18 protein-coding genes, 1 tRNA gene and 1 pseudogene are annotated in these 26,146 nt (G+C 69.4%); 8 read left to right on the top strand and 12 right to left on the bottom strand.

Annotation, left to right across the window (positions count from 1 at the left end):
• Positions 1-19 precede the first annotated feature (19 nt).
• The 4 genes from ACZZ98_RS06475 to ACZZ98_RS06490 are packed head-to-tail and all read right to left on the bottom strand — an operon-like array spanning position 20 to position 4,231.
• Positions 20-2,005, bottom strand: coding sequence for an NAD(P)-dependent oxidoreductase (locus ACZZ98_RS06475; protein ID WP_463515470.1), 1,986 nt, complete (start codon positions 2,003-2,005; stop codon positions 20-22).
• Positions 2,002-2,889, bottom strand: a complete 888-nt coding sequence (locus tag ACZZ98_RS06480) for a carbohydrate ABC transporter permease (RefSeq protein WP_463515471.1) — start codon at positions 2,887-2,889, stop codon at positions 2,002-2,004. The genes ACZZ98_RS06475 and ACZZ98_RS06480 overlap by 4 nt, the downstream gene beginning before the upstream one ends.
• Before the next feature lie 9 nt (positions 2,890-2,898).
• Complete coding sequence (locus tag ACZZ98_RS06485) at positions 2,899-3,282, bottom strand: hypothetical protein (protein WP_463515472.1); 384 nt, start codon at positions 3,280-3,282, stop codon at positions 2,899-2,901.
• Positions 3,245-4,231, bottom strand: a complete 987-nt coding sequence (locus ACZZ98_RS06490) for an ABC transporter substrate-binding protein (protein WP_463515473.1) — start codon at positions 4,229-4,231, stop codon at positions 3,245-3,247. The genes ACZZ98_RS06485 and ACZZ98_RS06490 overlap by 38 nt, the downstream gene beginning before the upstream one ends.
• Before the next feature lie 131 nt (positions 4,232-4,362).
• On the opposite strand from ACZZ98_RS06490, the gene ACZZ98_RS06495 reads away from it, so the two are divergent.
• Both ACZZ98_RS06495 and ACZZ98_RS06500 read left to right on the top strand, forming a co-directional pair.
• Positions 4,363-5,550, top strand: a complete 1,188-nt coding sequence (locus tag ACZZ98_RS06495; protein WP_463515474.1) for a LacI family DNA-binding transcriptional regulator — start codon at positions 4,363-4,365, stop codon at positions 5,548-5,550.
• An 8-nt stretch (positions 5,551-5,558) separates the two neighbouring features.
• Positions 5,559-6,347 carry a sugar phosphate isomerase/epimerase family protein gene (locus tag ACZZ98_RS06500; RefSeq protein ID WP_463517735.1) on the top strand — a complete coding sequence of 263 codons (789 nt, stop codon included), beginning with the start codon at positions 5,559-5,561 and terminating at the stop codon, positions 6,345-6,347.
• Positions 6,348-6,392: 45 nt separating this feature from the next.
• On the opposite strand, the pseudogene ACZZ98_RS06505 reads toward ACZZ98_RS06500, so the two are convergent.
• Positions 6,393-7,814, bottom strand: a pseudogene (locus tag ACZZ98_RS06505) (amidohydrolase family protein); the annotation flags it as partial.
• A 21-nt stretch (positions 7,815-7,835) separates the two neighbouring features.
• Between ACZZ98_RS06505 and ACZZ98_RS06510 the strand changes: the two are divergent.
• Complete coding sequence (locus tag ACZZ98_RS06510; RefSeq protein WP_463515475.1) at positions 7,836-8,435, top strand: GntR family transcriptional regulator; 600 nt, start codon at positions 7,836-7,838, stop codon at positions 8,433-8,435.
• 63 nt (positions 8,436-8,498) lie between these two features.
• Here the strand turns inward: ACZZ98_RS06510 and ACZZ98_RS06515 are convergent, their stop codons facing one another.
• From ACZZ98_RS06515 to ACZZ98_RS06530, 4 genes are all read right to left on the bottom strand, one after another.
• Positions 8,499-9,434, bottom strand: coding sequence for an NAD-dependent epimerase/dehydratase family protein (locus ACZZ98_RS06515; protein ID WP_463515476.1), 936 nt, complete (start codon positions 9,432-9,434; stop codon positions 8,499-8,501).
• Between the two features lie 137 nt (positions 9,435-9,571).
• On the bottom strand, positions 9,572-11,536 hold the full coding sequence (locus tag ACZZ98_RS06520) for an NHL repeat-containing protein (protein ID WP_463515477.1): 1,965 nt from the start codon (positions 11,534-11,536) through the stop codon (positions 9,572-9,574).
• A 373-nt stretch (positions 11,537-11,909) separates the two neighbouring features.
• A complete protein-coding gene (locus ACZZ98_RS06525; RefSeq protein ID WP_463515478.1) occupies positions 11,910-14,207 on the bottom strand; it encodes a catalase in 2,298 nt (765 codons plus the stop codon).
• A gap of 118 nt (positions 14,208-14,325) precedes the next feature.
• Positions 14,326-15,231, bottom strand: coding sequence for a glycosyltransferase family 2 protein (locus tag ACZZ98_RS06530; RefSeq protein WP_463515479.1), 906 nt, complete (start codon positions 15,229-15,231; stop codon positions 14,326-14,328).
• Between the two features lie 284 nt (positions 15,232-15,515).
• Between ACZZ98_RS06530 and ACZZ98_RS06535 the strand changes: the two genes are divergently transcribed.
• Together ACZZ98_RS06535 and ACZZ98_RS06540 are read left to right on the top strand one after the other, a co-directional pair.
• Complete coding sequence (locus tag ACZZ98_RS06535; RefSeq protein WP_463515480.1) at positions 15,516-17,024, top strand: carbamoyltransferase family protein; 1,509 nt, start codon at positions 15,516-15,518, stop codon at positions 17,022-17,024.
• Positions 17,021-18,112, top strand: coding sequence for a glycosyltransferase family 2 protein (locus ACZZ98_RS06540; protein ID WP_463515481.1), 1,092 nt, complete (start codon positions 17,021-17,023; stop codon positions 18,110-18,112). The genes ACZZ98_RS06535 and ACZZ98_RS06540 overlap by 4 nt, the downstream gene beginning before the upstream one ends.
• On the opposite strand, the gene ACZZ98_RS06545 is transcribed toward ACZZ98_RS06540, so the two are convergent.
• The 3 genes from ACZZ98_RS06545 to ACZZ98_RS06555 form a co-directional block, all read right to left on the bottom strand.
• Complete coding sequence (locus ACZZ98_RS06545; protein ID WP_463515482.1) at positions 18,084-19,064, bottom strand: UDP-glucuronic acid decarboxylase family protein; 981 nt, start codon at positions 19,062-19,064, stop codon at positions 18,084-18,086. The two genes, ACZZ98_RS06540 and ACZZ98_RS06545, sit on opposite strands and share 29 nt — an antisense overlap.
• Positions 19,065-19,155: 91 nt before the next feature.
• Positions 19,156-19,602, bottom strand: coding sequence for an SRPBCC family protein (locus ACZZ98_RS06550; RefSeq protein ID WP_463515483.1), 447 nt, complete (start codon positions 19,600-19,602; stop codon positions 19,156-19,158).
• A gap of 214 nt (positions 19,603-19,816) precedes the next feature.
• Positions 19,817-19,889 (bottom strand) — tRNA-Arg (locus ACZZ98_RS06555).
• Positions 19,890-20,188: 299 nt separating this feature from the next.
• On the opposite strand from ACZZ98_RS06555, the gene ACZZ98_RS06560 reads away from it, so the two are divergent.
• The 3 genes from ACZZ98_RS06560 (at position 20,189) to ACZZ98_RS06570 (ending at position 26,025) form a co-directional block, all read left to right on the top strand.
• Positions 20,189-20,518 (top strand): hypothetical protein, encoded by a 330-nt coding sequence (locus tag ACZZ98_RS06560; RefSeq protein ID WP_463515484.1) that lies wholly within the window; start codon positions 20,189-20,191, stop codon positions 20,516-20,518.
• A gap of 359 nt (positions 20,519-20,877) precedes the next feature.
• Positions 20,878-22,707 carry a phosphoenolpyruvate carboxykinase (GTP) gene (locus ACZZ98_RS06565; protein WP_463515485.1) on the top strand — a complete coding sequence of 610 codons (1,830 nt, stop codon included), beginning with the start codon at positions 20,878-20,880 and terminating at the stop codon, positions 22,705-22,707.
• Between the two features lie 324 nt (positions 22,708-23,031).
• Entirely contained in the window at positions 23,032-26,025 is a 2,994-nt protein-coding gene (locus ACZZ98_RS06570) for a M36 family metallopeptidase (protein ID WP_463515486.1), read from the top strand.
• Positions 26,026-26,146 lie beyond the last annotated feature (121 nt).

Raw genomic sequence — 26,146 nt, forward strand, 5'->3', positions numbered from 1 at the left:
TGGCCGGGTGGGGCAGAGGTCAGGCAGAGGTGTCGAGCTGGTCCCTGTCGACAGGGGTGGCGAAGGGTTCCCCCGCGCTCCACAGCTGGAGCTCGTCGACGGTGTGGTCGATGAGGCGGGTGAGCTCGTCACCCACCGATCCGGCGACGTGCGGGGTCAGCAGGACGTTGGGGAGGTCGTAGAGCGGCGAGCCGGGGTCGAGAACGTCGTCGTCGGTGACGTCGAGGACGGCGTGCAGCCGACCCGAGACGAGCTCTTCCGTGAGAGCCGCCTCGTCGACGAGTGCGCCGCGGGCGGTGTTGACGAGCACGGCGCCCTTGCGCATCGAGGCGAGCCGGCGACGGTCGATGAGGTGCGCCGTCTCGGGGAGGCTGGGGGCGTGGAGCGAGACGGTGTCGGCAGTGCTGACGAGCTCGTCGAGCTCGACGAGCCGGGCGCCCAGGCGAGCCGCGTCTGCCGCCGTGACATAGGGGTCGGCCAGGAGCACGTCCACGTCGAAGGGACGCAGCAGCTCGATGACGCGACGCCCGATGCGGGAGGCTCCGACAATGCCGACGACGCGTCGGTAGTTGCCCATGGACGGGTAGGCCGAGGCCCACGGCTGCCTGCTGCGGCTCTCGCGATAGTGATGGCTCACCTCGAGGATCCGCTTCTGCGAGAACAGGATCGCCGCGAGGGTGAACTCGGCCACGGGGAGGGCGTTCTCCTCGACCGCGGAGGAGACCACGATGCCGCGCTCCCAGCACTCCTGGGTGACGTGGTGCTTGACCGACCCACCGGTGTGGACGATCGCGCGCAGACGCGGTGCTCGGCGCAGGACCTCGGCATCGATGGACGGGCACCCCCAGCCGGTGATGAGGACCTCGACGTCCGCGAGGTCGGTCACCGACGCGAAGTCCTGGACCGCGGTGGACGGGTCGACGTCCGCGATGGTCGTGAGTCGCTCGGCGACCTCGGGGGACAGGAAGTCCTGCCACACCGTCGGCGACATGGCGATGAGTGCTCTGGGCCGATGGGGACCGGGACGGTTCAGGTCGTGGTTGCTCAATCGACTGCCCCCGCAGTCATCCCGGAGCGCCAGAAGCGCTGCAGCGAGAGGAAGAGGAGGACGAGCGGCACGATCGAGACGAGCGAGCCGGTGATCGCGAGCAGGTAGTCCTCCGGGTGCCCCTGGCTGAGCGCCGTGGTGTTCCACACGTAGAGCCCGAGGTTGACCGGGTAGAGCTTGGTGTCCGAGAGCATCACGAGCGGGAGGAAGAAGCTGTTCCAGATCGCGGTGAACTGGAAGAGCACGATCGTGACGAACCCCGGCCGCAGCATCGGGAACGACATCGACCAGAAGGTCCGCAGCTTCCCCGGCTCCATCGACCCGGGCCGCGTCGATCACGGCGTCCGGGAGCGACGCCGCACTGAAGATGCGCGCGAGGTAGACGCCGAACGGGAAGACGAGGCCCGGCAGGAACACTCCGAGGAAGGTGTTGGTGAGCCCCACCTTGGAGGCGAGGAGGAAGGTCGGCAGGGCTAGGGCCGTGCTCGGGATCATGACTCCGAGGAGCACGAGCCCGAAGAGCTTCTCCTTGCCGCGGAAGTGGTACTTGTCGAAGGCGTAGCCGGCCATCATGCAGACGAGAGCCGCAACCACCGAGCCGACACCGGCATACAGAACCGTGTTGAGCATCCAGCGGAGGTAGATGCCGTCCTCGGCCTGGAAGAGGTAGCCGAGGTTGGCACCGAGGTTGAACTCGCGTCCGGGCGCAAAGCCGTTGGTGCCGAAGAGATCCGTGAGGTTCTTGGTCGAGGCCATGACGAGCCACACCGCTGGGAGCAGTGCGTACGCGACGGCCACGAACAGGACCGTGTTGGCGACCGTGCCGGACAGCCAGGCGGGGCGGCGACGGCCGGCCTTGGGCCGATCAGGACTGCGGTATGCCGCGCGCACCCGTTCCGGGTGGGTGGCCGGTCGGTCGTCGGTGACCACGGGGGCGATAGCTGGGCTGGGGCTCACGCCTGCCCCCTGTTGCCGATCCGCATGAGCACGAAGGACAGGCCACCGGCCACGAGGGCGATGAGGATGGATGCGGCTGCGGCGAGCCCGTAGTCGTTGCGGTCGAAGGCGACGCTCTGGAGGAACATGTTGGGAGTCCAGGTGCTGGAGATGGAGGCCGATGCCTGGTCGAGGATCTTGGGTTCGGTGAAGAGCTGGATTCCGCCGATGGCGGTGAACAGCCCAGCCATGACGACGGCAGGTCGGATGAGCGGCACCTTGATGCGCCACGCCACCTGCCACGGCTTGGCTCCGTCGACGACGGCTGCATCGAGGACCTCGCTGGGCACGGCCTTGAGGGCGGCATAGAAGATGACGATGTTGTAGCCGAGCCACTGCCAGATCGCGATGTTCACGACCGAGGCGAGCGGATGGCTCGTGGCCGGGCCGCCGCCCTCGGCGCCACCGAGCCAGCCGATGACCGGACTCAGTCCCGGCGTGTAGAGGTAGAGCCAGATGAGGGCGGCGATGAGGCCCGGGACCGCGTGGGGAAGGAAGAGGACCAGCTGGGCCACCTGCCTCCCCCACGCGAGCCCGGAGTCGAGGATGAGGGCGAGGACCAGTGACGCACCGATGAGGAGCGGCACATAGATCGCGATGTAGGCAGCGATCGTCGCGAACCCGCCGCGGAAGGCCGGGTCGCCGAGGGCCGAGGCGTAGTTGCCGAGGCCGACGAAGACTCGTTCGACACCACCGAACCCCAGGCCCGACGTCCGCTCGCTGAAGAGGCTGAGCCAGATCGAGTAGGCCAGCGGCGCCAGGATGACGAGGACGAACAGGACGAGGAAGGGTGCCAGGAAGACTCCGGCAGCCCGTCGCTGTCGTTGGACCAGGGGGACGGTCATGTCACTGCCTCAGTTCGAGACGGTCAGACCGCGGCCCTGCATGGCCTTGGTCGTCTCGGTGTGGACCTCGGTGAGGGCCTTGGCCAGGCTTCCGGAGCCGGCGCTCACTCGACCGAGTCGGTCGATGATCGCCTTGTCGGTGGCCGACATCGTCGGACCCCAGCTCCAGTCCGAGCTCACGGCCTCGTAGGACTTCGTGCCGACCTCGAAGATGTCCTGGCCGCCGAAGTAGGCGGTATCGAAAGACTTCTTGGCCACGGGCACGAGGTCCGGTGAGGCGGGGTACATGCTGCTGGCTCCGGTGCCGTACCAGGCAGCGATGCCGGTGGGGTCGGTCGTGATCCATTTGATGAACTCAGCGGCCGCACCGGGGTTTTTGGCGCCCTTGGGCACGATGAAGGAGGATCCGCCCCACATGGCCGATGCGGACTTGCCGTCCCAGCTCGGGAAGCTCGGCGACGGCCCACTTGCCGCTCTGGTCCGGGACGGTGGCCTTGAGGCCGCCGGCGCACCAGCTGGCGCAGACGTAGCCGACCGTCTGGTTCTTCTGGACGCTCTGCCAGAACTCGTCGGCATAGGTCGGGAAGGTCCGGACGAGGTCCTCGGTCACGAGGTCCTGCCAGTAGTTCGCCACCTTCGTCGACGGCTCGCTGTCGATGCCGACGGTCCAGGCCTCACCCTCGGTGCCGAACCAGCGGGCCCCGGCCTGCCAGGAGAGGTCGGTCAGGATGTTGGCGTCGCCCGTGAGGAAGGCTCCGGCGCGCGCGTTCGGGTCGAGCGACTTCACCTTGGCGGACAGGGCCTTGAACTCGTCCCACGTCGCGGCCGGCTTCAGCTGGTGCTTGTCGAAGACGTCCTTGCGGTAGTAGTAGAGCATCGGCGCGGCGTCGCGCGGGATGGCCCAGGTCTTGTCGCCGAGCGTCACCAGCTGCTTGATCGAGTCGGGGAAGGTCTTGTCGACCAGGTCGCCTGCGACGGGGGCGAGGTCCTGGGTCGCGCCGAGGCTGACCAGCTCCGGGAGTCGGGTGTACTCCGCGACGGCGGCGTCCGGGACGGCGCCCGCCTTCACCGCGTTGGAAAGCTTGGCGTAGTAGTCGGGGCCGCCCGCCTGGGTCTCGAACTTCACGGTGATGCCGGGGTGGGTGTCGTTGAAGGCCTTGGCGACCGCGTCCGATCCCTTGACGAAGGACCAGAACGTGACCTCGCCGTTGGCCTTCTTGCTCGACGATGCAGCCGGGGCTGCGGCGTCGGTGGTGCTGGTCCCGCCAGAACCGCAGGCGGTGAGTGCCAGGCCGACGACTGCTGCCGTGGCTGCTGCCGCGCCGTTGCGCCAGATGCTCATGTCGATCTCCATTCGTGGGGTGTCTTGCTAACATCATTCGATATCAAGTGATGCCATGTCAAGGGTCTCGCCTCGAAAAAGGCCATTCGGGCGCTCAGCACCTGACAGCGGTAACTGATATCGTTTCCGGCATGACCACCGTCAAGGGGGAAAAGAGCCCGATGCAGGCCGAGGACCGACACCGGGCGATCATCGAGCTCGTCGCGGAGCGGGGCTCAGTCACCGTTCGCGACCTCGCCGACACCCTCGGAGTGGCGGCCGTGACCATCCGCGTGGACGTGCGCGAACTGGCTCGACGGGGTCTCGTGGGCCGCGTGCATGGAGGTGCGACGCGAGTCCTCTCCCCCGGCACGCAGCGTGCGGCGAATGGCGGTTCAGCCTCAGACCGGAGCGCGGTCAACGGATCGGCACACCCCACGGTCGTGGCCGGGACCGTGGGAGCCACGCACCCGGCATACACGCTGGGAGTGGTGGTGCCACATGCCTCGTACTACTACCCGACCGTGGTCAGCGGAGCCCGCAACGCGGCGGAGGCGCTCGGCGCGCGGCTCGTGCTCGGCGTCTCGCAGAACGACGTCGGCGAAGAGCGCGCGCAGGTCAGGCGGCTGCTCGACTCCGGCGTCGACGGTCTCATCCTCGCGACCCAGCAGGACCCTCAGCACTCCCGCGAGACACAGGAGTGGCTGCGGTCGATCCCGGTGCCGATCGTGCTCGCCGAACGGCGCGCCGGTCGTGAGTCCGGCGCCGTCGAGCAGGTCGCCACCGACCACGAGCAAGGAGCCTTCGAGGCCGTCCAGCACCTTGCCGCTCTCGGACATCGCACGATCGGGCTCCTGGCCTTCACGACCATCACCGCACCGCGCCTGCGCACCGGATACGAGGCGGCACTCTCCGCCCTGAGCCTGCCCCAGCCCGCTGGGGAAATCCCCGCGGAGCTGCGCGACGACAGCCATCAGGAGATCGAGGCCGTGGCCGACGTCATCACCAAAGCTGTCGGCCGGGGCGAGCTCGACGCGCTCATCGTCCACCACGACGTGGCCGCTCTCCCCCTGGTGGGTCGGTTGCGGCAGAGCGGGGTTCGCGTCCCCGAGGACTTGGCCGTGATGGCCTACGACGACGAGCTGGCAGCGTTGTGCGACCCGCCGCTGACGGCCGTGGCACCTCCACGTGCCGAGGTGGGGACCCATGCTGTCGTCCTTCTCGTGGAGCGCCTCAAGGACCCTGATCGGCCGCTGCACCACGTGCTCCTGCGGCCCAGGCTGCGGGTGCGCGGCAGTGCGGGTGAGTCGTTGACGAGCGACGACGCGACGCGAGCGTGAGCATGAGCATGAGCGTTGCCACGGGACAGGCCGACGCCTGGGCCGACCGGCTTGGCATCTGCTCAGTGACCCTGCGTGGCCTGCCTGGCGATGAGGTGGTGCAGGTGGCTGCGTCGGCTGGGCTCCGCCGCATCGAGTGGGGCGCCGACGTCCACGCCCCACACTCCGACATCGCGCGGGTCACGCACGTGCGAGAGCTGACCGAGGCCGCTGGGCTGACGGTGGCGTCGTATGGCAGCTATTGGCGGGCAGGATTCTCGCCGATGGCCGAGCTGACGTCCGTCGTCACGGCAGCGGCGGCACTCGGTGCCCCGCGAATTCGGGTGTGGGCAGGGACCGTCGGCACCGACGCCGCCGACGGCTCGACGTGGGACGCGGTCGCCGCTGCTCTGGCCGAGGCGTGCGCCGTTGCGCGCGACCACGACATTCAGCTCGCCCTCGAGTTCCACCCCGACACGTTGACCGACAGCGTGGACGCCACCCTCGAGCTGCTCGACCGCGTGGCCGACGACGCGCTGCGCACCTACTGGCAGCCACGCCTCGGCGAGGGGGTGGCGCCGAGCGCCCACGGCCTTCGGCGACTCCTGCCGTTCCTGTCGGGGGTGCACGTCTTCTCGTGGTGGCCGGACGCGACCCGGCTCCGGCTCCACGAGCGCCTGGAGCTCTGGTCCGCGGTTGCGCAGCTCCTTGTCGCCGAAGCGGAGCCCTGCGACCTGCTGCTCGAGTTCGTCCCGGACGACGATCCGACGTTCGTGGCACCCGATGCCGCTCTTCTGCGCAGCCTGCTCTCCCGCTGACGCCGTGGCCTTCGGCGTCAGAAGCTCGTTGCGAACCACTGTGCCCTGAGCAACGACGAGCTTGACGCGTTCGAGGGCGCCGCCGTCCTGCAACGGGTTCCCGTCGACGACCACGACATCGGCGTGGTAGCCCGGAGCCAGGCGGCCGACCTTCCTGGACCAGCCGAGGAGCTCGGCTGCGTTCACGGTCGCACCACGGAGGGCGTCCAGCGGTGTGAGCCCCGCCTCGACCAGGAGCCTCACCTCCGTGCCGATCGGGTCGACGTCGGTGCCGAAGGAGTCCGTGCCGGCGACGACGGTGACGCCTCGTGCGTGAGCCTCACGGATCGCAGCCTGCAGGACCGGCATGTACTCGCGGCCGCGGGCAGCAAGGACGGGGTTGGTCGACTGGCTCAGCCCGGCGATCGCTGCCGTGGTGGGCGTGAAGTAGGTGCCGCGACGGGCCATCAGGTCGAGCGTGGACTCGCCGACGAACACACCATGCTCGATGCTGCGGACTCCCGCTCGCACAGCGCCGTCGATGCCCTCCCGGCTGTAGGCGTGGCACAGGACCCCGGCTCGGCCCGCCGCAGAGACGACCGCAGAGATCTGCTCCTGGTCATAGACGAGCTCGGTCGGGTCCTGCTCCGCGATCCCGGCGCGCGGGTTCGTGCGGGTCTTGATGACGTCGACGCCGCGGGAGAGGTTGACCCGGGTCACGTAGGCGAGGTCAGTGGTCGACCGCACGCCACCGGCGAGGGCCGCCAGTGGGGCGAGGGCTGGATCGGCGAGCACGGTGTCGCCCAGCTCCGGAGACACGAACACGCCCGCGGCGCGCATCCGCGGTGCCAGTCCGGGTGCCCACTCGGCGAGCGGCCGCAGGGCCACGTCCTGGTAGAAGTTCGACGACCCGCTGCGCACCGTGGTGGCCCCGGCCCGCAGGACTGCCTTGGCGTCCGCGAGCGCGTTGATGTGGACATGGACGTCGACCAGGCCGGGGACGATCCACTTGCCGGAGACCTCGATGGTCCTTGCCCGGCCGGCCACCTTGGCCACCGCTGCACGGGTCGCGTCCCGCGAACCTGCGGCCAGCACCACACCTCCGTCGAGCACCACGACAGCGTCTGGGGTGACGTGTCCGGACCGCGGGTCGACGAGTGGCCCGCCGGTGATGATCAGCGCGCCGGGCCTGGGGCTGCGGCCGGCGTAACGCGGGGTCGATGAACCCCTACCCGGGTCTGCCTGCGCGGTCGGCGCGCCCAGGACACCCGCCGTGGAGACGCCAGCGAGGACGGCCGCCCCGGCCAGGACGTTGCGGCGGGCGACGGCTGCCGGTGGCTGGACAGCGTTGGCGTGGTGGTCATGCAGGCACATGGGGATCTCCTGGGTGAGGGGCGCGATGGGTATGGTGGCGGGAACGTCGATTTGGTATACCACTTTGGTATACCAAGAGGGGAGCAGTGCGCAATGCCTACTGGGGAGAAACATGTTGCAGTCCTTCGGGACGCGGTGCAGGACGCGATCCGTGACCGGGTCATCTCCGGGCAGCTACCGCCCGGGAGTCGACTCGTCGAGCGGCAGCTGGCCCAGGAGCTCGACGTCTCCCGGGTCCCCGTCCGCGAGGCGCTGCGAGCACTGGAGCGGGAGGGGTTCGTCGAGGAGCGCCCCACGCGCGGCATGGTCGTGCGCCGGCTCAGCGACGACGACGTCGAGACGCTCTATCAGGTGCGCTCAGCCTTGGAGGAGATCTTGTGCCGGCGTCTGGTGAGCACTCTCGACGACGAAGGGCTCGATCGCCTTCAGGCCGTGGTCGACCGGACCGCCGCCGCCATCGACGCGGGCGAGTCCGAGACCGCGGTGGCGGCGAACGCGTCCTTCCATGAAGCGCTCGTGGACGAGGCCAACAGCCGGGTGCTCGCCTCGGTCATCGAGCCGGTGGCCGGACAGATCAGGTGGTTGCTGGCTCAGCACAGCGACGTCCGCGCCATGAACGACGAGCACCAGCTCATCGTCGCTGCCCTCCGGGATCGCGACGCCGAGGGATCGATCGAGGCATGCCGCCAGCACCTCGTCAGCAGTCGGGCCGAGGCGTCGAGGATGCCTTCCTGAGGGGCGCCTTCAACCAGGAGCAGAAGCAAGGCGGCACTGCCAGGCCCATCGGGCCCGAGCGCCTCAGCTCCTGTTGCCGGCGATCCAGGCGTCGATGGCCTCCAGGACAGTGCCGGTCACGTCGTGCTTGGGCAGGAAGCCCAGCACTGTGTGAGCCTTCTCCATCGAGTAGAGCGGTGCTCGCCCGATGTGGTCCAGAGTCACCTCAGCGTGTTCGGGACCGACGCGGACCACGAACTCGGCCCACGGCACGAACTGGAGCCTCGGCTCATGGCCGAAGTGTCGAGCCACGACCTCGGCGTAGCCACGCAGCGTCAACGCCTGCGTGCACACGCTGTTGAAGCTGTGTCCGGCGGCAGCGTCGGGTTGCTCGAGGCAGGCCTGGTGCAGTCCTGCAACGTCTTCGGCGTGCACGTGATGGACGGTCTCGCCGCCACGGTCGGGCAACAGGCAGGAGCCGTCGGCCCGCAGCGAGTCGATCACCTCGGGGTCGAGGTTGCCGGCGGGTCCGATCGGCAGCCAGCCGGGCCCGCTGATGTGTCCGGGATGCACGACGCTGGCTCGGACTCGATCCTGCCCGCCCATCAGGTAGTCCTCTACGGCCAGCTTGTTGATCCCGTACTCCCCGAAGGGGTGCTTGGCTGCATCCTCGGTGGTCGGCACGACGGCGCTGGGTCCGTACGACCAGACGCTGCCCGTGTGGACGAGGTGCTGCCCGTCGAGCGCATCCACCAGGTGCCTGGCTTGCGCTGTCGTGAAGCAGGTCAGGTCCACCACCGCGTCGGGCCGCAGTCGTGCGATCACCGTCCCGAACCGGCCGTCCCGCTCGGCGGCCTCTCGGTCGCAGACCACCATCTCGGCGTCCCGCCATGCTGGATCGTCGCGGTAGGGCTGACGAGATCCGCGACTGACGACCGCGACGGCGTGCCCTGCCCGGACCAGGCCCGGCACCAGGTAGCTGCCGATGTGTCCCGTGCCGCCGATGACCACCACGCGCATGGGCCGAGACACTACTCCCGATACAGGCACGTGGATCGCGGTCAACCCCTGACTTCGGCGACGTGCCCCCGACCATGGGGTCGGGGGCACGTCGCCCTGCCTCAACCGTCAGCCTGCGCCAAGATGGGGCCTTGGGGTCATCGTCGGGGGCTGACCGCGATTCGCACGAGGTTGCGCCCCTTGATCGCGTAGAACTGTCCGCGTTCGTCGACAGCCGCGCGCGGGATGCCGTACCACTCACCGGCGAGGTCGGTCACCAGGTCGGTTCGGCCGAAGGTCGTGGTGTCGAAGCGGAAGAACGCCTTGCTCGATGCTCCGTACACCTGCCCGCGGCTGACCAGGAGGGTGCCGTAGTCCGGCACAGCCGGCCCGTGGTTGCCGCGGTGCACGATCTGACGAGTGGTCAGGTCGACCACGAAGAAGTCCCCGCGGAAGCACATGACGTACAGGTGGTTGCCGCGCACCGCGAGCCCCGTGACGCCCGTGGGCGTGGACTGGGGGGTGATCCGCCACAGCTCACGCTGAGCGATGGGGTCCCAGGCCACCACGGTGCCCCCGCGGTTGTCCGTGGTCTGCCCACCGAGGTAGGCGATCCCTTCGTGACAGGTGACCGCACGCACCATCTGCCTCGCATCGATCGGGTTGACCGCGTTGGTGGTGGCGTTCGTCGCCGGGTCGAAGGTCAGCACCGATCCGCCCTCCAGCGTGTCCGAGCGGAATCCCACCACCGCGAGCTGGTGCACCGCGTCCCACACGATCTGATGGGGTCGGTTCTGGGCGGGGTACGAGCTGGCAACCTTGCGCGCCATCCGCTCGTCCACCGCGGGGTCGAACGTCAGAATTCCGCCACTGTTGTACTGCGCGAAGAAGGCCACCCCATCGCGGATCAGCGTGTCCTTCGCCTCACCGGGGGCGAGGATGCGGGTCTGCAGACCAGTGGCGAGGTCGTGGCGACCCACCGCGTTGGTGCCGCCCACGTAGACCGCACCTGCTCCGGCAGCGACCGACATCGCCAGCTGCGGTCCAACCGGCGCCCCACCAGCCACGAGGTCATAGATTCTCCCCTGTGTCGTCGTCGGGTCGATCTCGATGACCAGCCCGAAGGCGGAGACCACCATCACCTTGCCGTCGCGGATCCAGAGGCCCCAGAGCTCACCCAGGTCCATCCCTGCTGGAGTGATCAGCCGGCTCTGGCCTGTCGTCAGCGAGTACTCGCGCACCCCGCCCGTGCCGGACCAGTAGATCTTGTCTCCCAGCCTCTTCGGCATCCGGCCGCCCGTTCCCTCGATGACCCGCTGCTGAGTCGGGTCGGCAAGGTTGATGAACGCGAGGGCGGCGTAGCCCCCGCCCCTGCAGTGGACGCAGAGCTCGTCGCCCATGATCTCCAGCTCACGGATCTCGATCTTGCCGACGAACTGCGCGGGCAGGATGGAGCGCACCTCCCCGGTGGCACGGTTCAGGGTGAACAGACCTGCCTTGGTGCTGGTCGGGGTGACCCCTTGGACCGCGCCCGTACCGATGTAGACGGTGTCCTCGGTGGCGGCCAGGCTGCGGATCATGGGCACGTTCGGGTCCGGGGTGGCCACGACGGTCAGCTGTCCGGTCGCCGGGTCGTACTGACGCAGCTTGGGGCCGCGTTCCTGACCCCCGAAGAACACCATCCCGTCGGGCGAGACCGTGATCGCGTAAGGGTCGAGTCCCGGGATGGCAGCAAGGTCCTCCTTGGGTGCCCCGGGCTGCGACAGGTCGAGTCGGATGAACCCGGGACCGGGAGCGGAGTCGTACTCGCGGATCGCCGAGTAGACGTAGCGGGCCTGCGGATCGGCGGCCAGCAGCTGGGTGCTGATGCCCGGGCAGGGTGTGATGCTCGTGACCTTCTCGGTCGTAAGGTCGTAGCCGACGATCCGCATCGGCTCGATGTTGCGGGAGGCGACGAAGACCTTGTCGTCACCGACCGGGATACCGGCCGCCAGCGAAAAGTTCACGACCGCGGGCCCGAGGTCTGTGACGGTCACCGCATCGGCGACGCGGCCAGTAGCGGCCAGGGCGGAACCGCCGCTGGCGACACCGGTTGCGACCGACAGCCCACCAAGGGCTCCCATGCTGAGGAGACTGCGACGGGGGAAGCTGAGGACGGGGACATCCGGAACACCTCTTTGTGTTGGCTCTGCCTTGTGCTGCGGGAGCGGTGACCTCAGTGCCGACGCCCATGGGGTGGCGGGAACGGACGTGAGACCTGGCCCTGCGTCATCACGGATGGTTTACCGCGCGATGCCGGGCCAGATATCACTCAATATCATCTGGCCACGAATCGTCAAGAGTGACGTCACCTGATATCGCCGAGCGGTCCGGTCCTCATCCCACGGCACGCAGCGTCAACCAACTCGATCCGCCCATCACGCACGCACGCGGTCCACCCGTGCGGGTGGACCGCGTCCGAGCCGTGCGGATGCACCCACGGCCCTACCGTTGGCGTCAGTCGGCAGGAGCCGGCACCGGCACCGGCGCGGGCGCCGGCCAGGAGCGGTGCCGGGTCAGGGCGTCGAGCACCGAGGCGGCCAGGTCCGAGGGATCCCCGACGACGACACCCGGCATCTGCGGGTCAACACCGAGAACGTCGGCGAGGTCGCTGGCCACGGCCACCGCCTTGGAGTGACGCATCGCCTCGTCGACCATGAGCACCAGCCGCGGGTCGGGCCCGGCGGAGACGGCACTGCCGGCCTTGGCGTCGAGGTTCGGGTTGACCACCGCGGCATCCATGGGCAGGCCGAGCACGATGAGCGCGTCGAACTCCACCGAGCGCGCGGTGAGAGGGGTGCGGTGCGCCATGAGGTTCTCGCCGGGCGCGATGGGACCGCCGCGCGCCGCGATGAGGAGTGGAGTCGTGTGGGCCTCCTGAAGGACCTCGAGGATCGAGGTGACCGCACTTGCAGACACCTCCTCGTCGACGACGATCCCTACCATCCGTCCGTCGACCGGCCACTGCCCTCCGACCTGCGAGAGAGCAGGACTTGGCGTGACCTCAGTGAGCTCGAACGCCTCGGGCGCAGGCATTCCGAGCCCGGCAGCGACGTCGGCGGCGAGGCGTTCGTCGATACGTCCCAGGCACTGGAGCTGGCGCTGCCGGATGGTCTCGTCGAAGCACTTGCCGAGCTCGAAGGTGTAGGCCTGCACGATGTGGTCCTGTTCGACCGGGCTCATGCTCAGCCAGAACAGCCGGGTCTGGCTGAAGTGGTCGTCGAACGACGCCGGCGCCGCCCGCACCTTGTCACCCGCGACGGGCGTCGGCACGTCGAGGAACGCGTTCTCGGCGTCACCGGCCATGAAGGGACAGCCACCGTCGAGCGAGTTCGGGTGGTAGGGCGCGACACCTCCGTGGACCGCGGTCTGGTGCATGCCGTCGCGCAACATGTCGTTGACTGGCGCATGGGTGCGGTTGATCGGCAGCTGGTTGTAGTTCGGTCCACCCAGCCGGGAGAGCTGGGTGTCGATGTAGGAGAAGAGCCGGGACTGCAACAGTGGGTCGTCGGTGACGTCGATGCCCGGCACGAGGTTGCCCACGTGGAAGGCGACCTGCTCGGACTCCGCGAAGAAGTTCGTCGGGTTGCCGCCCAGCGTCAGCAACCCGATCGGCTGCACCGGAGCCAGCTCCTCGGGCACGATCTTGGTTGCGTCGAGCAGGTCGATGCCGTCGAAGGTCTGCTCGGGGGTGTCCTCGAAGACCTGCACCCCCAGCTCCCACTGGGGCAAGGCGCCGGCCTCGATCGAGTCGTAGAGGTCACGCCGGTGGAAGTCGGGATCGACGCCGCCGAGGAGCTGGCACTCCTCCCAGGTCAGCGAGTGGACGCCGAGTCGCGGCTTCCAGTGGAACTTCACGAGGCTCGTGCCCCCGTCCGGTCCGGAGAGCCGGAAGGTGTGGACCCCGAAGCCCTCCATCATCCGGTACGACCGCGGGATGGCCCGGTCCGACATCGCCCACATCGTGTGGTGCTGGGCCTCGGTGTGGAGCGAGACGAAGTCCCAGAAGGTGTCGTGAGCGGTCTGGGCCTGAGGGATCTCCCTGTCCGGGTGCCACTTCGCCGCGTGGATGATGTCGGGGAACTTGATGCCGTCCTGGACGAAGAAGACGGGCATGTTGTTGCCCACGAGGTCGAAGACGCCCTCGGAGGTGTAGAACTTCGTGGCGAACCCGCGGGTGTCCCGTGCGGTGTCCATCGAGCCCCGCGACCCGATGACGGTCGAGAACCGCACGAACACCGGTGTCTCGACGTCCTTGCCGAGGAATGCCGCGGTGGTCAGGTTGCTGGCGTTGCCGTAGCCGACGAAGAGTCCGTGGGCGCCCGCGCCGCGTGCGTGCACGACGCGCTCCGGGATGCGCTCGTGGTCGAAGTGCGTGATCTTCTCGCGGTGGTGGTGGTCCTGGAGCAGGCTCGGGCCGCGTTCGCCGGCCTTGAGCGAGTGGTCGGTGTCGCGCAGCCGGGTGCCCGTCGAGGTCGTGAGCCAGGCTCCCTGCTGCGCGAAGTCCTCGGCTGGTGCGCCCGTCGCGGCACCGGTGGGCGTCCCCGTCCGCGGTGCCTGCTGGTCTGGCTTCGGGGGAAGTGGCGGACGAGGCTCGGTCGGCTCCTCCAAGGACGCCGCCCCGTGGCCGGGGGCGCCGGGTGCCGGAGAGGGCTTGCCCTTCGCGGCCTTGGCCACCTTCTTGACCGCCTTGCTCGCGGCCTTCTTGGCGGTCGTGGTGGGAGCGGCTTTCGCGGACTTCTTCGGAGGGGTCATGCCGCGCTCATACCCACTCCGACCAGCAACCAAAACAGCCTGACCACCTGTCAGCAGATTCACACAGCAGGACCGGGTCAAGGTCCATCGCCGATGGCGCAGCACGGGTTCGAGCTGATCAGCGACCCAGGAGTAGCAGCTGCCGCTCGACCCTCTCCGGCAGCCGATGGTGGCTTCGCACCACCTGTGGCAGGCGGGCCGTCGCGCCGAGCAGCCCCCACAGGGCCACCGCAGGAGCAGTCCCCTGCAGGACGTCTCCGGTCACGCGCAGAGCACGGCGTGGGCGCCGGCGAAGCCACGCCGAGAGCAACCTGGACCGCACCTCCCCCGCCTGCCGTCGCGGCCGGGCGTCCGCCGCGGTCGGGTCATGGTGCGCCACGACGTCCGCCGCATACACGAGGTCCCAGCCCTCGGCCGCGAGGTCGAGCGCAAGCACCTCCTCCTCACCCGGGAAGCGGACGACCGGGCTGAAACCACCGACGGCCAGGAAGGCATCCCGCCGGACCACCGCGCCACAGGCGAGGAACCCCAGGATCCTGGGATACGGCATACCGGCTGGTTCTCCGAGCATCCCCTGCGCCATGCCGCAGCAGGTCGGGTCCACCGCCTCGCCCGCTCCCACGAGGACCCGCCCCATGACCAGCCCGAGCCGAGGGTGGCTCTCGAAGAGCTCGACGGCCCGCGCGAGCGCGCCCTGCGCCCACCACGAGTCGTCGTCACTGAAGGCGACGTATGCCGTGTGTGCCAGGCGGACCCCGACGTTGCGGGCCGGTGCCCCCAGGTTGCGGGTCAGCGGGACGACCACCACCTCGGGGAACGCCTGGCTCACGGCCGGAGCGCTGCCGTCCTCGGAGCCGTTGTCGACGAAGATGACCTGCTCCGCCCCGGCGAGGTCGACGAGCTGCCCCAGGCTGCGCAGGGCTCGATCGCGCCGGTTCCGGCTCATCACCACGACCGTCACCGTCGGCTCGACCGACCGGTCCATCCACGGGGACGAGCCTCGGCGCAGCGACGGGGTTCGCATGGTCAGACCCTGCCCACTGGCTCGAGTGGCAAACGCGCCTGGAACCCGTGCCGCTTCCCGGAGGCGGACGACAAGCCTGCCCCGCAGAGGCGTGAGATGCGGCCGTGCGGGGTAGGTGGTCGGCATGCAAGTTCTGGGAGTCAACGCCCTGTTCCACGACCCCTCGGCGGCCCTCGTCGTCGACGGGAGGATCGTCGCTGCTGCCGAGGAGGAGCGGTTCTCCCGGCGCAAGCACGGCAAGCGCCGGGTGCCCTTCTCCGCCTGGGAAGCTGCCCGACCAGGCGATGCGCTGGTGCCTCGACGAGGCCGGCCTGTCGCCCCAGGACCTCGACGCCGTCGCCTACTCCTTCGACCCTGCCCTGGCCAAACCGGCGGAGGACATGGGGTTGGACGACCCGTGGGACCACCTGCGGCGGATGTATGCCGAGTCCGCGCCCGGGTTCCTGACGACCTCGTTGCCGGGCCTGGTCCGGGAGCAGGTGCGGTTCGTGCCCCACCACGTCGCCCATGCCGCCTCCGCGGCGCTGGCCGGTCCGTTGGACGGCGCGGGGCGGCCCTGCAGCGTCATGGTGCTCGACGGCCGTGGCGAGCAGGCGTCGCACCTCGCGGGCCGCTACGAGGGTGGCCGGCTGGAAACCCTTGCGGCACAGGCGCTGCCACACTCGCTCGGCCTGCTCTACGAGTCGCTCACGAGCCATCTCGGCTTCCTGCGGTCCTCGGACGAGTTCAAGGTCATGGCGCTGGCCTCCTACGGCGAGCCGGTGCACCTCGACGAGCTCCGGGAGTCGATCCGCGGCACCGGCGACGGGGGGTTCGAGGCCATGGCCCCGGACTGGTCGCGCTTCTGCCCGCCCCGCGCCGGGGGTGAGACGGACTGGCCGAAGGAGTATGCCGACCTGGCGTGCTCGGTGCAGGCCGTCCTGGAGGAGGTCCTCGTCGACCTTGCGCGCTGGCTCCACGCCCAGACCGGAGACGCCACCCTGGCGATGGCGGGAGGGACGGCGCTGAACTGCGTTGCCAACAGCCGCATCTGGCGCGAGACTCCGTTCGAGCAGGTCTGGGTGCAGCCCGCGGCCGGTGATGCCGGGACGGCGCTCGGCGCTGCCCTGCAGGTCTGCGCCGACGAGGGGCAGACCACGGAGCCGATGACGACCGCAGCCCTGGGTCGCGGCTGGAGCGATGACGAGCTCGCGGCGTGGCTGCGTGCTGCGAACGTCCCCTTCACCACACCCGCCGACCTCGCAGGGGCGGCAGCGGACGTCCTCGCCAAGGACGGCGTGCTCGCGTGGTTCGACGGACGGAGCGAGTTCGGTCCGCGCGCCCTCGGCCATCGCTCGCTCATGGCGCATCCCGGCCGGGCCGCGAACCTCGAGCGACTCAACGACGTCAAGGGGCGAGAGCAGTTCCGGCCCGTCGCCCCCATGGTCCTGGCCGAGCGGGCGGGCGAGATCTTCTCGGACGGTCCGCTCCCCAGCCCCTACATGCTCTTCGTCCACAACGTGAGCACGCGCTGGCGCGAACGGATCCCGGCCGTCGTGCACGTCGACGGCACGGCTCGCATCCAGACGATCGACGACACGACGACGCCACGCGTGGCCGCCCTCCTGCGAGCGTTCGAGGCCCGCACGGGGCTGCCCGTCGTCGTCAACACGAGCCTCAACACGGCCGGTCGCCCCATGGTCGACGACCCTCGTGATGCCCTTGAGCTCTTCGGGTCCACACCCGTGGACGCCCTGGTCATGGGGCCGCACCTCGTGCGTCGGCGCGACACCTTCGCCGAGGACCGCGCATGAGCCTGTCCGACGACGACATCCCGTATGCCGTCGTCGTGCCGACCGTGGGTCGTCCGAGTCTGCTGACCCTCCTGCTCACCCTTGCGGCGCAGGGCGATCCACGTCCGCGGGAGGTCGTCATCGTCGACGACCGGCCCGATGCGCCCCAACCCCTGCGACTGCCCGGCGAGCTCCTCGCCGGGCTCGATGCCCGGATCCTGTCGAGCTCGGGGAGAGGTCCCGCCGCGGCACGCAACCTCGGCTGGCGGGCCTGCACCGCGCCGTGGGTGTGCTTCGTCGACGACGACGTCGTCCTGCCGGCGGGGTGGGCCGCCGAGCTCGTGGCCGACCTGGCCGCTGCGGACCCGCAGTGCGCCGGGGTGCAGGGCCGCCTCCGGGTGCCGCTGCCCTCGGATCGTCGACCGACCGACTGGGAGCGGTCGACGGCCGGGCTCGAGGGGGCGCAGTGGGCCACGGCCGACATGGCCTACCGTCGGGCAGCCCTGGAGGAGGTCGCCGGGTTCGACGAACGCTTCCCACGGGCCTACCGCGAGGACGCCGACCTGGCCGCGCGGGTGCGTCGTGCGGGATGGAGCCTGCGACGCGGAAGGCGTGTCGCCACACACCCGGTGCGGCCCTCGGCTCCGGGAGCGAGCCTGCGCTCGCAGCGCGGCAATGCCGACGACGCACTCATGCGCCGGCTGCACGGAGCCCGGTGGAGAGTGGGCACACAGGCGGGTCGCGGCCGCCTGCCCTGGCACCTTGCCTCGACGGCTCTCGCCGCTGTCACCGTCGGCGCTGCCACCGGCGCGTCGAGGGGATGGGCAGTGGCCCGGCCGGTCGCGGTGGCGAGCGGCACGGCATACACCCTGCTCGTCCTCGACTTCGCGGTGCGGCGCATCGCGCCGGGTCCGCGAGGGGCGGGCGAGGTGCGCGAGATGCTCTGGACGAGTGCCGCGATCCCGTTCGCGGCGGTGGCGCACCGAGTCGGTGGCTGGTGGAGGCACCGCTGCGCCGAACCGTGGGCGACGAGCGCCGGCGCCTGGGCTCCATCCCAGTCGCCCCATGCCGCACGTCAGGTCAGCCGGCCTCCAGCTCCAGTCGCCTGAACCACGCCACGGTGCGCTGCAACCCCTCCTGCCACGGCGTGTGCGGCTCCCAGCCGAGCAGCTCCCTGGCCCGGGTCGTGTCGGGGCGGCGCACCTTCGGGTCGTCGACGGGCAGGTCGACGAACTTCACCTCTGCCCGCGAACCCGTGGCCCGCACGACGTCCAGCGCGATCTGGTGCACCGTCATCTCCTGGGGGTTCCCGAGGTTGACCGGTCCCGGATGGTCCAAGGCTGCGAACGACAGGATGCCCGCGACGAGGTCGTCGACATAGCAGACGGAACGAGTCTGGGTCCCGTCCCCGGCCACGGTGATCGGCTGGTCGAGCAGCGCCTGGCGGATGAACGTCGGGATGGCGCGACCGTCGTAGGGCCGCATCCGCGGTCCGTAGGTGTTGAAGATGCGCACGATGCCGGTGTCCACACCCTCGTGGTCGCGGTAGGCCGTCGTCAGCGCCTCCCCATAGCGCTTGCCCTCGTCGTAGACGCCGCGTGGCCCGATGGGGTTCACGTGCCCCCAGTAGTCCTCGGACTGGGGGTGGACCTGGGGGTCGCCGTAGACCTCCGAGGTGGACGCCAGAACGAAGCGAGCACCCTTCTCCTTGGCCAGTCCCAGCGCGTGCCACGTGCCGATCGCCCCGACCTTGAGGGTCTCGATCGGGATCCTGAGGTAGTCGACGGGCGAGGCCGGCGACGCGAAGTGCAGGACGACGTCGACCGGCCCCGGGACGTGCACGAACTCGGTGATGTCGCACGAGGCGAGCCGGAAGCGCTCATGGCCGAGCAGGTCCGACACGTTGTCCGCCGACCCGGTCACGAGGTTGTCGAGGCAGACCACGTGCGCGCCGGCGTGCAGCAACGTCTCGCAGAGATGGCTGCCCAGGAAGCCGGCGCCGCCCGTCACGACGACGCGTCGGCCATTCCACGAGAGCGCCGGGTCGAGGTCCTGGGTCATGTCGCCACCTTCTGTCGGTGACGACCACCTACCCAGGTCGGTCGGTCGCGACACATGCGGCCGCCTTCGTGGCGACGGTGAGCGAGGGTCTCTACCTGCCAGTGTCCAGGGCATCGAGCACCTGACGCATCTGCTCGGCGGCATCATCACCGATCTTCTTCAGCCCGAGCGGCATCAGCGGTTCGGCCAGCTTCGTGGCGCCCTTGAGGGTGAAGTCGGCCGTGTAGTCCACACGGGTGCCGCCATCCGGCGTCGGGCTGAGCCTCACGGTGTCGAGACAGTCCAGGCTGTCGTTGGTCCCACGCAGCTGCAACACATGGGGCGGCACGCACTCGACCACCGTGTAGGTGATGTGGGTCTCGTGACCCAGCACCTTCGACGTGTTCTCGTAGACGGTGCCCACTCCGCCGTCGCCGGTCGCGAGCACCGTCCGCACCGTCGGTGGGTCCCACTGCTCGGTCGTCGTGAAGTCGGACAGGAAGTCCCACACGCGCTGCACGTCAGTCCTGGTGATGACCTCTCGCTCAACGGCAGGCACTCTCACTCCCAACACTCGCGGGTGCAACTTTTGCTCGGCAGGAGGCTGGTACCCAGCCGGTCAGCAGGCAAACGCCACGAGCACCCAGCCGCGAGGAGTGAAGTCAGGTGTGGTGTCGCGCGTCAGCCCCATCCAGCACTCCTGGCCCGCAGACAGAAACAGCCCGACCGGCGTCTCCGCAGGTCGGGCTGTTCGCTTCTGTCTCAACACAGAGTGCGCCCGAAGGGATTCGAACCCCTAACCTTCTGATCCGTAGTCAGATGCTCTATCCGTTGAGCTACGGGCGCCTGTTGAACCTGTCGGCGCAACGATCGGCAAGCATACGCGAGCACCCGCCCGCACAAGAAATCCGTTGTATGCCGCCCGCTCGCCGACCGTGGTCGGCATCCCTCCGCCTGCGGAGCAGCCGGGAGGAGTCGCACCCCCGGCAGTGGATCGGCGGCAGGTCGGCCGAAGGGACGCCTCGGGCTGAACTCGGTTGCGGGGCACTGCACGACGCCGCCATCCTTGGGAACGTGAACGCATCGGCGGCATTCGTGCACCACCACCTGGAAAGGCGGCTACCGCTGCCCTACAGGAGGTCACCATGTCCCGTCTCTACTACCGCCGCCGGTTCCTGAACCGGCGCGGACACCACGCCGGCGCGTACGCCATCGCCCAGGTCGACCTCGAGCGCGGCCGGACCTGCGCCGCGAGCGCGGGCGCGGACCCGGACGCGGAGGCAGAAGAGTCCGACAGCGTCGACGCGCAGCTCAATCTGGCCGACTGCCAGCGGATGGTCACGCTCGACTTCTACGTCGACGACCGCGACTCCGCGCGCAACGCGCTGCACAAGGCGCGCCTGCTGCGAGAGATCGTGAACGGCTTCGTGGACGCCCTGGAGGAAGCCGTGGAGAAGGCCGACCTGTCCCGCTGAGAAGGCCGCTCCAGAGTCGGGCAGTCGTCAGCGCTCACCGTCCGGTCACCGGACGCCACTCCCCAGGGGCGTCCGGCGACCGCGGACGGCATACCTGCAGGTCGGGTGGTGTGAGGGACCTCATAGATGCGGAAAGGTTTCCGCCGTCCTGCCTGTCCGCTCGACCTCCTACGGTGGACAAACGGCTCCTTCAGGAGCCGTGACCACGGACTCGCCTCACGAGGCAAGACGCGTCTCACGATGCGAGTACCGTGATCACTCCAGCAGGTCAGTCGTCGGATCCCCTTCCGAGGTGGCTCCGGCGTTGGCCGGGCCCACAGCCGAGCACACGCTCGGAACCGGAAGGACAACGGACGCAGATGACCGCACCCGCCGCACCCGTTCAGGGCACCACGCACGCAGGCCTCCAGGCCTGGGTCGACGAGGTCGCCGCGATGACCACCCCTAACGAGGTCGTGTGGGTGACCGGGTCCGACGAGGAATGGACCCGGATCACCGACAAGCTCGTCGCCGCAGGCACGTTCATCAAGCTCGACGAGGCCAAGAAGCCCAACAGCTTCTACGCCGCGTCCGACCCCAGCGACGTGGCGCGCGTCGAGGACCGCACCTACATCTGCTCGGTGGATGAGAAGGACAGCGGGCCCACCAACAACTGGATGGACCCGAACGAGATGAAGGACCTCATGCGCGGGCTCTACGCCGGCTGCATGACCGGCCGCACGATGTACGTCATCCCGTTCGTCATGGGTCACATCGAGTCCGAGCACCCCATGTTCGGTGTCGAGATCACCGACTCCGAGTACGTCGTCGCGTCGATGCGCGTCATGGCCCGCTGCGGCGCCCCCGTCCTGAAGCGGATCGAGGAGCTCGGCGAGGACGCGAAGTACGTCCCCGCGCTCCACTCCCTCGGCGCCCCCCTCGAGGAGGGTCAGCAGGACGTGAAGTGGCCCTGCAACCCGGAGAAGTACATCGTCCAGTTCCCCGAGGAGCGGATGATCTGGTCCTACGGCTCCGGCTACGGCGGCAACGCCCTGCTGGGCAAGAAGTGCTACTCGCTGCGCATCGCCTCGGTCATGGCGCGCGACGAGGGCTGGATGGCCGAGCACATGCTCATCCTCAAGCTCACCTCGCCGGAGCAGCAGGTCTACTACATCGCGGCCGGCTTCCCGAGCGCCTGCGGCAAGACCAACCTGGCGATGCTCAAGCCGACGATCCCGGGCTGGAAGGTCGAGACCCTCGGCGACGACATCGCCTGGATGCGCTTCGGCAAGGACGGTCGTCTGTATGCCGTGAATCCCGAGTTCGGTTTCTTCGGTGTCGCGCCCGGCACCAACGAGCACACCAACCCCAACGCCATGGCCACGATCAACAAGGGCAACTCGGTCTTCACCAACGTGGCCCTGACCGACGACGGCGACATCTGGTGGGAGGGCCTGGAGAACACGCCGGCCCATGCCACCAGCTGGAAGGGCGAGGACTGGACCCCCGAGAAGGGCGCGGCCGGCGAGCTGTCGAGCCATGCCAACAGCCGCTACTGCACCCCGATCAAGCAGTGCGACATCCTCGCGCCCGAGTACGACGACCCGCAGGGGGTGCCGATCTCCGCGATCTTCTTCGGTGGCCGCCGCAAGACGACCGTGCCGCTCGTCACCGAGTCCCGCGACTGGACCCACGGCACGTTCATGGGCGCCACGCTCTCGTCCGAGACGACGGCTGCTGCCACCGGTGAGGTCGGTGTGGTCCGCCGCGACCCGATGGCCATGCTGCCGTTCATCGGCTACGACGCCGGCGACTACTTCCAGCACTGGATCGACATCGGCAAGAGCGCCGACGCGAGCAAGCTGCCCAAGATCTTCTACGTCAACTGGTTCCGGCGCGACGACGAGGGCAACTTCGTGTGGCCCGGGTTCGGCGAGAACGCCCGTGTCCTCAAGTGGGCCATCGAGCGCATCGAGGGCAAGGCCGCCGCGGTCGAGACCGCCATCGGCCACGTCCCCACCCCGGAGTCGATCGACACCGACGGCCTCGACATGGACCCGGCCGAGCTCGCCAAGGCGCTCACGGTCGACAACGAGGAGTGGAAGGCCGAGATCCCGCAGATCGAGGAGTGGTTCGCCAAGTTCGGCGACAACCTCCCGACCGCGCTGCAGGTCGAGCTCGACGGCCTCAAGGCCCGCCTCGGGGTCTGATCTTGCGACGACTTCGTGCCCGTGTGGGACGGCGAGCGCCAGCGAGCTGTCCCACACGGGCACGAAGTCGAAACGGGCATAGAGGCGCCGCTTCCCCTCCGGGAGGCGGCGCCTCTTCGCGTTGCGTCCGGCTCAGTGCATGCAGAGACACCGACGTGGCTGACGCCAACGGGGGTTTCTGACGCCACGGCCCGCGACTTTGCCAACTACTGACTCGTAGGAGGCCCCGTTCTTACCCGTCGCCGACTTTGCTGAGGGGATCGGCACCAGGCGAACGGCACGAACCGTGACCGTCGGGGTGCCCTCACCAAGGGGAGTCATGTCATGACCCACAGAGGAAGACGCCAGGGGATCACCCTCTCCGCGGCGGCACTCGCAGCAGCCGTGGCCGTCGGAACGGCCGCACCCGGGACCGCCTTCGCGGCAGCTGATGACCGCCCTCAGGGGGTGCCTGCCGCCGAGGACGACCATGACCACCTGCCCGACGTCGACGTCCGCAAGGCCAAGGCGGCACCCACCGCGGCGCAGCGGGCCGCAGCCGCAACCAGCCGCAACCAGCGCGGCAGTGGTGGCGGCGCCGTCACGTGGAACCGCCTCGGCTCGGTGGGGTCGATCACCCCGTCGGGCACGACTCCCCTCGCCACCGGGCTCGGAGCCGACCCCCTCGATGCAGCGCGCGCCTACCTCGTCAGGAACGCGGCAGCCTTTGGCATCACCGCCGCTGACGTCACCGCCATGCAGCACGTCAGCACCAACAAGATCGGCGGCACCTCGGTGGTCATGCTCCGCCAGACGTTCGGCGGGGTGGAGGCCGGCATCGACGGACTCGTCGTCGTGGCCGTCGACAACGGCAAGGCGCGCTACGTCAGCTCCACGCTCGCTCCCGCCCGGGGAAAGAGCGCGGCCCGCCGCGCCGCACCCTCCCTGTCGGCGGAGCAGGCCCTCGCCAAGGCGGCCGCCAACGTCGGCGCCAAGGCGACCGGAATCACTCGAGGTGGGGCAGCGAGCAAGAGCAAGAGCAAGGAGGCCGGCTGGACGGCGCTCACCGCCAAGGGTCTCGTCGGCGAGCAGACCGCCAAGCTGGTCGCGGTGCCCGTCCCGGGAGGCGACGCGCGCACGGCATACCAGGTCGTGGTCCGTGGCGACTCGGACAGCGGCTACTCGGTCTACGTCGACGCCGCCAACGGCGAGGTCATCGCCCGCGAGTCCCTCGTGGACTTCGACTCCGACAACCCGCGGTGGAAGGTCTTCACCGGCACCCCGGCGACCGACCACAGCTCGACCGACACCCGGGTCGAGTGGTGCTGGACGACCGCCGCGGGTTGCGCCGAGACGGTGGCCAACCCGGCCTCGCCGAAGCCGTGGGACGTCGACCCGGCCACCAACCTGAGCACCACGACGACGAGTGGCAACAACGCCTTCAGCGGCGAGCGCTGGCTCGGCGTCGGCACGGTCAATCCGGCGACACCCAAGAGCGACCGCAACTACGTCTACCCGTGGACCAACCAGTGGTCGACGAGCAAGTGCGACCCGGCCAGCTACACGAGTGGGGCACGCAACGACATCGACGCGGCGACGACCAACCTCTTCGCGATGCACAACCGCATGCACGACTGGTCCTACCAGCTCGGCTTCACGGAGTCCGCGTGGAACTTCCAGCGCGACAACGCCGGCAAGGGCGGAGTCGGCAACGACCCCGTCCTCGGCTTCAGCCAGTCGGGTGCCCTGGCCGGCGCTCGCAACAACGCCAACTTCGGCACGCCCCCCGAGGGCACCAGCGGCTACAGCAACATGTACCTCTGGCAGCCGCTCGCCGGTGGGTTCTACGCACCGTGTGTCGACGGCGACTTCGACATGTCGGTCATCGGCCACGAGTACGGCCACGGCATCAGCAACCGCATGGTGGGCGGCCCGAACAGCGGCCTGTCCGGACTCCAGGCCAGCGCCATGGGTGAGAGCTGGTCGGACCTCATGGCCACGGAGTACCTGCAGGAGTGGGGCTACGTGCCGGTGAGCGCCACCGCGATCCCGATGGCCTCCTACGCCACGGGCAACGAGAACCGCGGCATCCGCAACTACAACTTCAGCAAGAGCCCGCTCAACTACAGCAACGTGGGCTACGACCTCACCGGCCCGCAGGTGCACGCGGACGGCGAGATCTGGTCGGCCACGCACAGCGACATCCGCAGCGCGTTCATCGGTCGCTACGGCGCCGGTGACGCGGCCCTGCAGCGCAGCTGTGCAACAGGTGCAACGCCGGCCACGGCCTGCCCCGGCAACCGTCGCTGGATGCAGCTCGTCTTCGACGCCTGGCTGCTCATGCCGTCCGGTTCGGTCTCCATGGTCGACGCCCGCAACGCCATGCTCGCCGCGGACCTGCTCCGCTTCGGCGGCGCCAACCAGGACATCCTCTGGAACGGCTTCGCCGGTCGCGGTCTCGGCCAGGGCGCTGCCTCGGTCAACAGCGGGGACTCCAACCCGACGCCGAGCTTCACCTCGGCCTACGGCGACCCGGCCACCCTGCGGTTCTCGCCCACCGACGAGGACGGCCGCCCGGTGACCGGCGCCCAGCTCTTCGTCGGCGAGTACACCGCGCGGTCCACCCCGATCGCCGACACGGACGGCGCGAGCGCCCTCGGCGACACGTTCCAGATCCTCCCCGGTGCCCGCACCTACACGGTTCTCGCTCCGGGACGGGCGCAGACGACGTTCTCGTTCTCGGCCAACCCGCGCCAGACCCGTGACCTTCCGGTGCGACTCCTCACCAACCTGGCGAGCAGCCAGGCGGGAGCCACCGTCACCGGTGTCGGCAACGACGTCCCGGCGATGATCGACGGCGACGAGGGTTCGACGACCACGACGGTCGCTGCACCCACCGCGGCGCAGAAGCAGTTCACCATCGACCTCGCCGGCGGCCGCCAGGTCGTGCGCAAGGTCCAGGTGAGTGCGCTGCCCGAGCCCGGTGCTGCCGGTCGGTTCCAGAACGTTCGCCAGTTCACGGTGTTCGCGTGCGATGCCAAGGGCAGGGTCCTGTGCAACCAGGATGCTGACTTCCGGCCCGTCTTCACTTCGGCGCCGGACGCCTTCCCCGGGGCTGCTCCTCGCCCCGTGGCGCCGGAGCTGAAGATGCGCTCGTTCGCCATCCCGCAGACGGCGGCGACGCACCTGCGAATCGGTCTGGCCACGAACCAGTGCCAGGGCGGACCCGAGTTCGCGGGCGAGCAGGACAACGACCCGGCCAACGCGACCGACTGCACCACGGCCTACGCCGGTGCGCAGCTGATCGCGGTCTCGGAGGTGCAGGTCCTCCAGCGCTGAGGCGCTGGATCGCCGACGAGGCGCCGCTCCCCCTCACGGGAGCGGCGCCTCTCGCGTGCCGCGCCCGAACTGTGGGTATGCAGCACGGTGACGTCCCGATGAACGGTGCGCCGCGAACGTG

The organism is Knoellia sp. AC549 (assembly GCF_979258975.1).

Coding starts and splice junctions, on each gene's coding strand:
- ACZZ98_RS06480 (WP_463515471.1), bottom strand. CDS start 2,889: ATGACCGTCCCCCTGGTCCAACGACAGCGACGGGCTGCCGGAGTCTTC.
- ACZZ98_RS06490 (WP_463515473.1), bottom strand. CDS start 4,231: ATGAGCATCTGGCGCAACGGCGCGGCAGCAGCCACGGCAGCAGTCGTC.
- ACZZ98_RS06495 (WP_463515474.1), top strand. CDS start 4,363: ATGACCACCGTCAAGGGGGAAAAGAGCCCGATGCAGGCCGAGGACCGA.
- ACZZ98_RS06500 (WP_463517735.1), top strand. CDS start 5,559: ATGAGCGTTGCCACGGGACAGGCCGACGCCTGGGCCGACCGGCTTGGC.
- ACZZ98_RS06515 (WP_463515476.1), bottom strand. CDS start 9,434: ATGCGCGTGGTGGTCATCGGCGGCACGGGACACATCGGCAGCTACCTG.
- ACZZ98_RS06520 (WP_463515477.1), bottom strand. CDS start 11,536: ATGGGAGCCCTTGGTGGGCTGTCGGTCGCAACCGGTGTCGCCAGCGGC.
- ACZZ98_RS06525 (WP_463515478.1), bottom strand. CDS start 14,207: ATGACCCCTCCGAAGAAGTCCGCGAAAGCCGCTCCCACCACGACCGCC.
- ACZZ98_RS06530 (WP_463515479.1), bottom strand. CDS start 15,231: ATGCGAACCCCGTCGCTGCGCCGAGGCTCGTCCCCGTGGATGGACCGG.
- ACZZ98_RS06535 (WP_463515480.1), top strand. CDS start 15,516: ATGCGCTGGTGCCTCGACGAGGCCGGCCTGTCGCCCCAGGACCTCGAC.
- ACZZ98_RS06540 (WP_463515481.1), top strand. CDS start 17,021: ATGAGCCTGTCCGACGACGACATCCCGTATGCCGTCGTCGTGCCGACC.
- ACZZ98_RS06545 (WP_463515482.1), bottom strand. CDS start 19,064: ATGACCCAGGACCTCGACCCGGCGCTCTCGTGGAATGGCCGACGCGTC.
- ACZZ98_RS06560 (WP_463515484.1), top strand. CDS start 20,189: ATGTCCCGTCTCTACTACCGCCGCCGGTTCCTGAACCGGCGCGGACAC.
- ACZZ98_RS06565 (WP_463515485.1), top strand. CDS start 20,878: ATGACCGCACCCGCCGCACCCGTTCAGGGCACCACGCACGCAGGCCTC.
- ACZZ98_RS06570 (WP_463515486.1), top strand. CDS start 23,032: ATGACCCACAGAGGAAGACGCCAGGGGATCACCCTCTCCGCGGCGGCA.